The 12,856-nt window shown below is 36.7% G+C and carries 5 protein-coding genes and 1 pseudogene; 5 read left to right on the forward strand and 1 reads right to left on the reverse strand.

Annotated features, from left to right (window positions below; all coding sequences use genetic code 11):
- Window positions 1–187: 187 nt before the first annotated feature.
- Window positions 188–777 (reverse strand): annotated as a pseudogene (locus tag ACFIK6_RS07285) (integrase); the annotation flags it as partial.
- A 795-nt stretch (window positions 778–1,572) separates the two neighbouring features.
- On the opposite strand from ACFIK6_RS07285, the gene ACFIK6_RS07290 reads away from it, so the two are divergent.
- The 5 genes from ACFIK6_RS07290 (at window position 1,573) to ACFIK6_RS07310 (ending at window position 12,206) form a co-directional block, all read left to right on the forward strand.
- Complete coding sequence (locus tag ACFIK6_RS07290; RefSeq protein WP_375642206.1) at window positions 1,573–1,740, forward strand: DUF4102 domain-containing protein; 168 nt, start codon at window positions 1,573–1,575, stop codon at window positions 1,738–1,740.
- Between the two features lie 424 nt (window positions 1,741–2,164).
- On the forward strand, window positions 2,165–4,642 hold the full coding sequence (locus ACFIK6_RS07295) for an autotransporter outer membrane beta-barrel domain-containing protein (protein ID WP_375642207.1): 2,478 nt from the start codon (window positions 2,165–2,167) through the stop codon (window positions 4,640–4,642).
- A 672-nt stretch (window positions 4,643–5,314) separates the two neighbouring features.
- Window positions 5,315–7,744, forward strand: a complete 2,430-nt coding sequence (locus tag ACFIK6_RS07300; protein WP_375642208.1) for an autotransporter outer membrane beta-barrel domain-containing protein — start codon at window positions 5,315–5,317, stop codon at window positions 7,742–7,744.
- Between the two features lie 144 nt (window positions 7,745–7,888).
- Entirely contained in the window at window positions 7,889–9,109 is a 1,221-nt protein-coding gene (locus ACFIK6_RS07305) for an autotransporter outer membrane beta-barrel domain-containing protein (protein WP_375657008.1), read from the forward strand.
- A 130-nt stretch (window positions 9,110–9,239) separates the two neighbouring features.
- Entirely contained in the window at window positions 9,240–12,206 is a 2,967-nt protein-coding gene (locus ACFIK6_RS07310; protein WP_375677505.1) for an autotransporter outer membrane beta-barrel domain-containing protein, read from the forward strand.
- The last annotated feature ends 650 nt before the right edge of the window (window positions 12,207–12,856 follow it).

Raw genomic sequence — 12,856 nt, forward strand, 5'->3', positions numbered from 1 at the left:
TAAGCTATCAACAAAAGCTTCAGAAAACGGGTATAAGTGGTGCAAGTTTTTCAGGTGGAATACGCTATCAGTTTTAAATCAAGGCTGTAAAAATAGCCTATTCATTCTATTCGATTTTAAAAAAGGCAGCACAATGCGCTGCCTTTTTTGCTTTATATAAATCCTAATGAGACTTACCCCCCCTCCTTAAGAGAGCCCTTGCTTTTTCTACTGCCTGTAAAATCAATATCCACACCAAACGCCGCAACATGTTTGAAACAGAGCTTGAAACGTATCAGTGCTGCATTAGCAGCTCCAGCTTTTGTATGACAGATGGAAGCGAGGGTATTGTATATTTCTTGTTTATGTAATCTATAAAACAGGCCGACAGCCTAATTTAGGGAGAATATAAAGTTTTAAAGGTGAAAACCAGTTTCCATCTTTACCGTCATTTCTTAATTCAGATTTACGACTTTCAAAAGCATCTAAGGCAATGTCTTTTAAGTAATGGAGATTACACATTGCCTCACGTTTTTGTTTCTCTCATTCTTTAATGGGATCACGACCATCATGTAAAACAGAACGCCATTGGATTGCACATTCAACGAGCTTTTTTTAAGAGGCGTTTCTTAAAGCACCAAAATCTATTTCGCAAAGGCGCCTATGAATGCTGTAACAGTAAAGGCATTGAGTATCCCCATCTTTACGCTTATGAATGAGCAAGCCAGCACCATCATTATATTTTCCCGCCCCCAATGTGGCAACAGACCTTGCATTAAGACGGTTCATAAGAGACATTTTTAGTCTTTTCTTGTACAGTTTTTATCCACACACTCATCCCACTTGTTATGTGCAAATGAGTGGTTTTAGTTGATTCAAGATAAACAGCTTTGAAATGAGAAAATCTTACGGTATTCGAGAATCTTATTCAATGTAAATAACGATAAATTACCATTATAAATCAATATATTGAACAATTTTTATCAAGAAAAATATAAGGTATTTTTATCTAGAATATGTCACCAAGTATGCTGTCTTTTCGCACATGAAATTCATTTTTTCCTGAAGTATTTTCTTTTCCACTTAAATACGCTTTTCCTCCTCTTGACATGGGTTGCGCAGCTATTCATTATCGAATTTGTCTATAAAGCTAAGCAAAGTGTATTTTTAGACAATATAAAGAAAACACCATTGAAAAAGATAATGATAAAATAAATTCTCTCTTCATACCTTTTCTATGTGTATCCTCCTGTTTCTTCAATCCATGAGCTTAACACTACCTATAAGGATTCATTGATATTTCCATGTACCGTTTTTTAGGCAAACCATTTTGACAATGCTTATCCCTCTCATTCCGATCAGTATATTGATGTATAAAGATAATTATTTGTTTTTCATATTAAATGAGAATCTCGAATATCGTAGGATTTTCTTATTTCAAACTTGTTTCATGTTAAATCAATTAAAAATTTTTTTGTACGTTACAAGCAGAGCTGGCGTGTGGAGCAAAGTTATATAAGAAAAGCCTAAGAACTTCTATAATGAATTGTATCCAGAACTAAGGACTTGTCATAAACATTGGGAGCTAGCAAAGTGTGTAATGGGTTTGCTCTTTTAATAAGCGTAAAGATATCGGCTAATAAGCGTAAAGATATCGGCTTTCTCCTTCGTAAGCGTAAAGATGATAGGACTCTATGGTTTCGGCGTTATAGCATTCATGACCACCGTCGCGAAATGGGCTGTGCGTCCTTAGAAAAATAAGCTTTGCTACCCTTAAGGAAAAGTCTCTTTTAAGAAAGCCTATGAATAGCCCCCCCCCTCATCTCTTCTTCTTATAGCAGAGAAAATTTTCTGATCGTTTTGGTGAGTGCATAAAATAATATATCTTACCGCTATAGAGCTTTTATAACGATTATCCTGAATAAACAATTTTAAATATCATACTTCATCGTGTTTTTAGCATAAACTTAACCAAGCTAAGTTTTCTGAAATCCATTTTTCCGACTTTTTATGATCATAAAAAAAGCTTTTTCTAAGAAAAACTTAAAATCATAGAGAACACCATAAATATAATTTGTTTTGTTATTTACAATAAAAACATAATGATATAAAAACTGACTGGGTACTTGCGCCATCAGGGGAATGAAGTAAGCATCAAAGCATACCAAATACTAAAGGCATATCTATGTGTAAGAAATATATTTATAAGAAAAATTTTTTGTTATGTACAATTGCTGGAACTTTCATTTTTTCTCATTTTGCTCCAACTTATGCAAATAGACAACCTCCTGAAATTATTAGTGAGTTTAAGCTGGAGAAAGGAGAAGAAAAAACTCTTAATAACGTTTTTATCCGCAATGGATTGAGCGCAGTACACGCCTCTGAAAAGGCAATTGCCACAATTACGAATTCAACAATACATTCAGCTTCGTTTGCTTTTGCTGTATCACAAGGTGGACGTATTAATGCTAAAGAAGTAAAAGTCAATGCCTTGTATACTGGTCTATCAATTTCAAACGGTATCATTAACATTGAAGATTCATTCATAGAAACCAAAAGAAAATCCGGTATTATTTTTCATAGCATTTTAGATTATTTTCTGAAAGATGGTGAAGAAGTTATCAATAAGGCAATTCTTAACAATACAAAGCTTCTTGTGAGAGACGGTGTCGGTATTTTAGGACCATCATCTTCAAAGTCTGTTGCCGAGGTTCAACTTAGAAATTCAGAAATTCGTTCTGATGTATTATTACAAAACAATGTAAAAAAGAAAACAGATTCAGATCCTCATCCTGTGACTTTTGTATTAACTGCCGATAATTCGATTATGGAAGGAAGAGCAAGAACCTTGGCAGTAAATACAACTGTTTTTAATTTAAACAACAATAGCAAATGGTATTTAAATGTAAGTCAATACGACATAAATCGTGATTTTGGTTCATTTAATTATGCACTGCATGACATTAAACAACGAGCGCTATCTACCGTTTCAGTACTGAACTTGAATAATAGCTCTATTGTGTTTAATCCGCCACATGCGCTAGCAAAGGGGCAATATCAGACCTTGAGTGTAGGACGAACAATTGCGCTTCCTAATCCACAGGAAAACAGGGGCTCCGCTATAAAAACCGTTTATAATGCAGTAGGCAATGCAAGGTTTTATTTCAATACAGAATGGAGTGATGGTTTAGAAAGAGAACAACAAAAAACGGATCGCCTTCTTGTCCATGGGGATGTATCAGGCACCACAACAATTAGGTTCAATAGCCTTTCAAAAGGTGAGCCATCAAAAGAAGAAGCTTCTATTCCCGCGAATATGCGTGGACTGTCGCTCATTCAAGTATCTGGAAAAACAGATGAAAATGCCTTCAAACTAGCAAATGGCTATGTCACAATGGGCGGTTTGCCTTATAAATATGTCTTAAATGCCTATGGACCAACATCACGTCTTGGAAAAGCTGAGAGTACACAGAGCCATTTAGGAGAAGTAACTCAGCAATCACAAGAAAAGGGCTCAAAAACCGACACGACCCCCGTTGTATTAGGTGGAGTGGTTTTAAGGATTGAGAATAATATAAAAGGTGAATCAACACCAAGTTCTGAGCAAGTAGGAAGCATACAAAACCATTTGAGAAAAAATCAGAATTTCTGGGATTTCCGCTTGCAAAGTGCAACACTTGATGATGAAGGAAAGATCAGAGCTCTCGTTCCTCAAGTGGCAAGCTATTTGTCCATGCCTAACGCAATATTCTCAGCTGGACTGGCTGATGCAAACAATCAAAATACTTTGCTGAACACAATACAAGAAACAAGCTTTGAGACAAAAGATCATAAAAACAAAGGGATCTTTTTCTCAACTTATGGCAATAAGATGACATTATCCTCTCACCGTACACCATTACAATATGGCTATGGTGCCGATATTCACTATGCTGCTTTACAAGCAGGCATTACATTAGCAGCTCTAGAAGATCAAAACATGACCACCAGTTTTGGTCTTTTGGGGACATATGGGAAATTAGCTTTCACTCCAAAAGATATGGAAGGTGCTGACAAGAGTACACTCGACAAGTGGTCAATTGCTGCATATAGTGGACTGCGCCATAATAATGGTACATATATCCATGCACTTTTCTCCTATGGAATGCTCAAAGGAAATATCACCACAGCTCTCATCGGACATACTGCAGAGTTGAAAAACGCTGATACATTCAGTGCATCGGCGACCATTGGACAAAAGTTCGAAACCAGTAAGAAAGGATTGGTCTTTGAACCACAAGCACAACTTGTTTATCAACATCTCATGCTTGGCACACTCTCAGATGTCGATGGCTTTGACGTGAATATGGGCAATCCTCATCAATGGTTGGTGCGCGTTGGTGGACGTTTAACGAAAACAACGCTTTCTAGCCAACAAGACTCTACCCTTTCTTTCTATGGTAAACTAAACATTGTTAAAGCTTTTTCTAACAATGGCACAATACAGATTGGTGAACCATTCCACCTTGATTCTATGGGAGCTTCTGTTGAAGGTGGACTTGGTGTAAATGCACAATTGTCACAACATATCACACTTCGCGCTGATGTTAATTATCAACATAAGCTTCAAAAAACTGGTATATCTGGAGCAAGCTTTTCAGGCGGAGTAAGCTATCAGTTCTAAGAAAAAGCAAAAACAACTGATAATCTATTCATTTTTAATAAAAAAAGCAGTACGAATGTACTGCTTTTTTGCAATCTTTCGGAAAGAACCATTAATAACGGTTCTTTCTATACAGCTTTCTTAAAAGGATTAATTTCATTCAAACCAAATACAATAAAATTCTTTATCTCTCAATGACGATTGAAATCTCAAGAGAGCTGCCTTTTTGATTTATAAAAATCGAATAGATTCAATAAAAACTGTTATATATTGATAAAAATACAAAATATTTTAGTTTTTTTACATCAAAAAAATTCATAGTGAATAATTCTATATGCAAGAAAACCATCTGAAAGCTTTTTGCAAGCGCGCAACAAATCTTCTCTAAAAACTTTTAGAGTTTTCATAATAACAGCCTTAAGAAACAAACATCCTTGCAAAATATTTTGGTTCTTAGCACTTTAAAACAAAAATACTTATCAAGCTAGGTTTTCTGAAATCCATCTTCACTGCATTGCGCTTTCTATTTTAAAAGTTCTTATAAGACCAATTTTAAAACGATAAATAACAAAATTTAATATTCGTTTTGTTATTTACAATAAAAACATAATGATATAAAAAACTGACTGGGTACTTGCGCCATCAGGGGAATGAAGTAAGCATCAAAGCATACCAAATACTAAAGGCATATCTATGTGTAAGAAATATATTTATAAGAAAAATTTTTTGTTATGTACAATTGCTGGAACTTTCATTTTTTCTCATTTTGCTCCAACTTATGCAAATAGACAACCTCTTGAGATTCCTACGGTCCAAGTAGCTAATGGAGAAGAGAAGAGCCTTCATAATGTTTTTGTTCGTGGTAAGTATGATGCCGTGGTTGCTAAAAAAGGTCATATTACCATTACAAACTCAACAATGCACTCAGGCTTTACTTTGCTTTCTGCAACGTCAGGTGGTCAAATTAATGCCAAAGGAATTGTAGGAAGGGCAGAAGAGCATGGTTTGTCACTCAAAAACGGTATAATCCATATTGAAGATTCAACATTAAGAGTCATAGGCCACAGCAAAGTCTATGGTATCAATTTTGGTTATATTCTAAGCTCTACAATAAAAGAAGGAGAAGAAGTTGTAAACAAGGCAATTCTTAATAATACAAAACTTCTTGTAAACGACGGTGTAGGTATTTTCGGACCTTATTATTCTAAAACTAACGCAGTGTACCTTAAAAACTCAGAAATTCGCTCTGATGTGTTATTAAAAAATGAAGTCTCACCATTCGTCGAGATTCAACCTACTATTTTTACATTAGACGCTGATAATTCGATTATGGAAGGAAGAGCAAAAACACTTCCTCAAAATACAACAGTTTTCACCCTAAACAATAACAGCAAGTGGCATTTAAAAATTAGTCTATTTGAATTGGAAAATAGTTTTAGTCTATTTGATTATAAGCTCCTTGATCTTAAGAAACGTGCACAATCAATCGTTTCAGTCTTAAACCTTAATAATAGCTCTATCATATTTAACGCACCACATAAACTAGCAGACAATCATTATCAAACCTTGCACGTGGGAAAACAACCAACAGCTGAAGTTGCGAGAGCAGAGCAAAACAGGAGCTCTGATGCAACAACAGTTTACAATGCATCGGGCAACGCGAGGATTTATTTTAATACTGAATGGAGTAATGGCCTTACAAAAGAACAACAAAAAACTGACCGTGTTCTCGTTCATGGTAATGTCTCAGGCACCACAACGGTCTATTTCAACAATCTTTCAAATTCTGCAAAACCATTCAATAATGAAGAAGCAGAAGATTTTATTCCTTTGAATACGCGTGGTCTCTCACTCATTCAAGTTTCTGGGCAAGCCAATGAAGATTCCTTCAAACTTGCCCATGGCTACACCACAATGGAAGGCTTACCTTATAAATACGTACTCAATGGCTATGGACCAACATCCAGCCACGGGAAAGCCGATAAGGCACAAAGTCATTTAAGCGGAATATCACAGGAATCAAAACAGAAAAACGCGCAAAATACTAATGTATCATCCCTTGAAAAAGTAACCAACAGACAAGCCCCCTTAGAAGAAAATGGTGATTTCTGGGATTTCCGCTTGCAGAATGCGACTCTTGATGATGAAGGAAAGATCAAAGCTCTTGTTCCTCAAATGGCAAGCTATTTGGTTATGCATAATGCAATATTTTCCTCTGGCTTGGCTGATATAAATAATCAAAATACACTGTTAGATAATATGCACTCAACAGTTTTTGGATTAGAAGGTCATAAAAAGAAAGGGGGGTTCTTATCAACTTATGGCAACAAGATGACGTTATCTTCCAGCCGTAGTCCATTGGAATATGGTTATGGTGCAGATGTTCGTTATGCTGCTATACAAGCAGGCATGACATTAGTAACGTTAGAAAATCAAAACATAACTGCGAATCTTGGTCTTTTAGGCACATATGGAAAGCTTGCTTTTACACCAAAGGATATGGAAGGTTCTGACAAAAGCATACTGGATAAATGGTCCTTTACGGCATATGGGAACCTCCACCATGACAATGGTCTCTATGTTAATGCACTTGTCTCTTACGGCATTTTAAACGGACATATTACAACAGCCCTTATCGGCAACACTACAGAGTTAAATAATACGGATACATTAAATATATCAGCTACCGTTGGACAAAAACTAGCAACTGGTGTTGAAGGGGTGTCCTTTGAACCACAAGCACAACTTATTTATCAACGTATTGTATTTGGCACTCTTTCGGATATCGATGGCTTCCAAGTTAATATAAAGCCCCCTCATCAATGGTTGGTCCGTATTGGAGGGCGTTTAACGAAAACAATGCTTCCCATTGAAAAAGATCGTGTTCTTTCTGTTTATGGTAAATTGAATGTCATCAAAGCTTTTGGTGAGAAGCGCACTGTCGATGTTATTGAATCTTTCCATCTCGATTCTATGGGCTCTTCATTTGAAGGTGGGCTTGGCATTAACGCACAGCTTTCTAAAAACATCGCACTTCATGCTGACGTTAATTACCAACATAAACTTCAAAAAGCTGGTATCTCTGGAATTAATTTTTCTGGTGGTATGCATTATCGCTTTTAGAAATCTTAGCTCTCTATTTTGACGCGTAAGCAGCGCTGAGATGAAAACAGTGCTGCTTATATTTTACTACATTACAAAAACCGTAGTGTGTCAAAAAGTGGTTCATTTTTAGCAAAAAAAGAAAATATCTTAAGGAACATCTCTATGCATAAGAATCTTTTGTTATGTACAGCCGCTTGTGCTTTGTTTTTTTCTTCTTTTAACTTCACATCTACCAGTACTGCCTCTGGTCTAAGCCCTCAAGCACGCCATGCCCTTGATTTAATAAACATACCAACGCAAGCAGAAAAAACGACTCTTAACACATCCACAAAAGCTCATGTGAAATTACCCACAAAAGTTAAAAGAACCGCTACCGCTGATACCGAGAGCACCTCTAAACTTACAGATAATGAAGCAACAGCAACTTCTGCTTCTCTTGATTTGGCAGAAAAAAGAACAATTCTTACGCCACAAAAAGAAAGCTCTTTAGTCATGCCTATCGCAATGTTTGCTGTTGGGTTTTCTGATGTCAACAATCAAAATAACTTGTTAGACAATATGCAAATAACAATGTTTGAACCCAAAGATGATCCAGAGAGAGGCCTTTTCTTATCCTCTTATGGCAATAAGAACACCTTTTCTTCTAGGGCTCAAACAGAACAAAATGGTATTCAGGCAGACATTCGCTATGCTGCATTGCAAGCAGGGGCGACATTAATAGCGCTAAAAGATCAAAATATCAGCAGCAATTTTGGTCTTTTCGGAACATATGGGAAATTGTCTTTTACTCCTAAAAATAAGAAGAACTTTCAAAAAAATATGTTTGATAAATGGTCACTCACCGCATATGGAAATATTCAACATGACAGTGGCATCTATGCAAGTGCATTTCTCTCTTATGGAATTTTCAAAGAAAATAACACCACAGCTTTCATCAAAGATACCTCAAAAGTAAAGAACAGTAAAATATTAGGAGCCGCTGCAACTGTTGGTCAAAAACTGTCAACCAGTTTAGAAGGTGTAATCCTCGAACCGCAAGCACAACTTGTTTATCAACGTCTCATGCTTAGCGCTTTTTCAGATGACAATAATTCTAAAATAGACATAAGCAAACCTCATCAATGGTTGCTCCGTATTGGCGGACGTTTGACGCAAAACAAAGGCCATGCCCTTTCCTTCTACGGCAAACTAAACGCGATCAAAACTTTTAGTAACAACTTTCCGCTTGCAGCTATGGGCTCTCTAATCGAAGGTGGTCTTGGTATTCAGGCGCACTTATCGCAAAATATCGAGCTTCATAGTGATCTCAGCTATCAACATAAATTTAAAAAAGCTGGCATATCTGCAATAAATATTGCCGCCGGAATGCGCTATCACTTTTAAAAATACTTGTATCCCTATCTTGAAATATAAAGCACCCTCATTATGTTTCGTTTTGTCTCTTATAAAAGAAACATAATGAGGTCAAAGTTTTATCTTTATGAGAGGGGGAAATATTTAGGAATACATCCATATGAAAAAAAGTCTTTTACTACACACAGTTTCTGGAGTTCTGTTTTGTTCTTCCACCAGCTTGTCTTATGCTCTTCATGATGCGAATGCACAACCTACGATAGATCTCCCTTCTCCGCCACTAAGTGCTGAAGAAGGGAGCCACCCGACTCTTCCTAGACGTACAACAACAATAACTACTCCTCCTACAACGGTTGAACCTACTGCAACTCCTTTTATAAGTACTGTAACTTCTAAAAATACTGTAGTGTCCCAAACGCGAAGTAGAAGAAATTCAATAAGCGATACAACTGTACAAAGCACTCCTCTTACACAATCTTCAACGACAGGAATGGAAGCAAAATCGAGAAGACGTTCAGGTGTTTCCACCTCTTCTACAGATTCTTCCAGCGAAAAAACACTATCGAATTCTGCTGTATCTTCACAGCCAGAAGCGACACAACCTTCACCTAATTTACAACCAACACTTACAAACTCTGAATCTACAAAAACAGCAACAGAGCTATCGCCAACACCTAAAGAACCAGAACTCGCACAGCCAATATCTTTAAGATCAGAAACTGGAAAACCAGCATTACAAGTACCGCCAAAACCTATAAAAACAGTGCCCGTACGATCTGCCTCTGCACAAAAAGTATCTGAAAAATTAGAGCTTGAAAAACCAATATCACCAATAAAGCGACCTGAAAATTCTACACAAATTGAGGATGTAAGCCTTGGAGTTGAGGCTAAAAACGGTAAGACCATAACGCTACATAACAAAAAAATTCAAGACAATGGTTTTGCCGTACATGCAGAGGGAAATAATTCAAAAGTCAACATGATAGGGGGAACAGTTGATGCGCGTTTTGTTGCACTAAGTGTATCAGATGGTGGAAAAATTGATGCTACAGGTATTACTGCAACAGCAGAAACAGTTGGTTTGGTAAATACAGAAGGCACAATCAAACTGAAAGATTCAAGCGTACATGTCACGGGAAATTATGAAGCGAGCGGTATTATTTTCCGCAATAATCAATATCATGCCCCTAGAAAACAATATACACCCAATGCTGAAAGGAATACCAATGCCGTTCAAGAACAAGATGGTGCCAATATTGCCGATAAAGTAACCCTAGAGAATACAAAGCTGTTCGTTGAACATGGTAGCGGTATCAGCCTTTATGGAGCAGACATAAACGGTGAAGTCAACCTTAAAAAATCAGAAATTCATGCTGATATTTTATTAAAAAATACAAAGAACGAAAATGCCTTCACAAACACCCTTACACTGGTTGCAGACCACTCTTCTTTAGAAGGTAGGGTAAGAACTTCTAAAGATAATAGAACAGTTTTTGATCTAAAAGAGGGAACAAAGTGGCTTTTAAAGGTGAGTAAAAACGCTGTAAATAATGATAATGTTTCAGATGATCATGTACGGTTTGGTGTTGATAAAAAATCATACTCGAACCTTTCTGAATTGCGCCTTACAGACAGTGTCATTATGTTCGACAAGCCAATGGAGCGACATTATCAAACTCTGTTTATAGGACCTAATCTTCCGAAAAGAGATGGAATCGCTCATACAACAGCGGTTTACAGTGCAAAAGGTGTTGCAGAAATTTATGTAAATACTCAATGGGATAAACATTCTCCTATCACGGAGCAACAGACCGATCGCATTGTGATTAATGGTGATGTCTCAGGGAGTACTGTTGTTCACATCAATCTGCAAGAAACAGATAAAAAAATAACCGATAGCTCTGCTGTTTGGGAAGAACATATGGCGTCACTTCCTTTAGGGACACATGGGATTTCAATCATTCAAGTTTCCGGACAAGCAAATGAAAATTCCTTCACGTTAGCAGGAAACTATATGACAATAGGGCAACAACCTTATAAGTATGTCCTCACAGGCTATAAACCTGGAACATCTCATGAGAGTCAAAATCTTTTTGGTAAAAACAGTAGTTTCTGGGATTTCCGTTTACAGAATGCCTACCTTGATAAGGATAAAAAAGTTCGAGCCCTTTTGCCACAGGTAGCAAACTATTTAACCATATCTAATACTTTATTTTCTGCTGGATTTACTGATGTAAACAATCAAAACACGTTGTTAGACAATATGCGAACAACAGTTTTTGGAGCAGAAGACAATAAAAAGAATGGTATCTTTTTCTCTTCCTACGGTGAGAAAGTCACCTTATCTTCCAACCGCGATCCACTGCATTATGGTTATGGCGCTGATGTAAACTATACTGCTTTACAACTAGGTGTCATATTAGCTGCCTTGGAAGGCAAAGACATAAGCACACATTTTGGTCTTTTAGGAACATACGGAAAACTTGCCTTTACGCCAAAAGAGATGCAAGATTCTGAAAAGACAACACTTGATAAATGGTCTCTTAGCGCTTACAGCAGCATCCAACATAGCAATGGTATATATGTAAACACACTTCTTTCTTACGGAAAGTTAAAAGGAAATATTACCACAGCTCTTGTTGGGAATGCCGCAAAATTGGATGGTACTGAGATGCTTAATATATCTGCAACCATTGGTCAGAAATTAGCAACCAACACAAAAGGTTTGGTATTTGAACCACAAGCACAATTCATTTATCAAAATCTCATGTTTGATATCTTCTCAGATGCCGATGGCTTAAAAGTAGATATGGGCAATCCGCGTCAATGGTTGGTGCGTATTGGTGGACGTTTAACAAAAACTATCATGGCTGTTGAAGAAAATAAGGCTGTCTCCTTCTATGGTAAAATGAATGTTATCAGAGCTTTTGGTGATGGTAAAACAATAAAAATTGCAGATACCTTTCATGTTGATCCTACCGGCTCTTCAGTTGAGGGAGGCATGGGGGTAAATGCATATCTTTCGCAAAATATCGTATTAAACGCCGATATCAGCTATCGGCAAAAACTGCAAAAAGCCGGTGTATCTGGCACCAGTTTTTCTGGTGGGATACGTTATCGTTTCTAAAGCAGAAGCTAATCTTAACTTAAATAAAAGGGCAGCACAAAGTGCTGCTTTTTTATTAAACTTATATTTTTTAAAATTCTCAAAACTCATTATCACATCAAAGAAGGTTTTGACTTATAATATTTCTTTTGCATATTGAATAAAAAACTGAATACCATAGCATTCTCTCATTCCCCCTCCATGCATAAAGTTTTATGTCTTACACCACACTTCAAGCGATGATGTTTTTACAGCACAACAGAATAAACATTCATGCGGATTTTAAAAAAAGTCAGCCCCTTCTTCGCTGTAGACGCTCCATTTATTTTAGATGATGTGCATTTAATATACCTGCTATAAAAACTTGATATCTGTTATAAATTATTAAAGGCATGTTTTCCCTCTAAAATCTCAATGCTACACCAACTCCCTCATAAGATAACACATTGATCTATAAAGAGTGTTCATTGTTTTGCTTGTAAAATGAGAATCCAAAATAGCGTAAGATTCTTTCATTTCAGACCTGTTCCATGTTGAATCAACCAAAATCATGTCTCTTGCAAGTTACAAGCGGAAAGAGCCCTTGCGGATAAAAAACTATTAAGAAAGGATTAAAAATGCCTCTAATGACCCCTCTCAAGTGCCAAAGGCTATAGCAACATTGGGAGCAA

Source organism: Bartonella sp. AS69XJJH (genome assembly GCF_042195585.1).
GTDB lineage: Bacteria > Pseudomonadota > Alphaproteobacteria > Rhizobiales > Rhizobiaceae > Bartonella.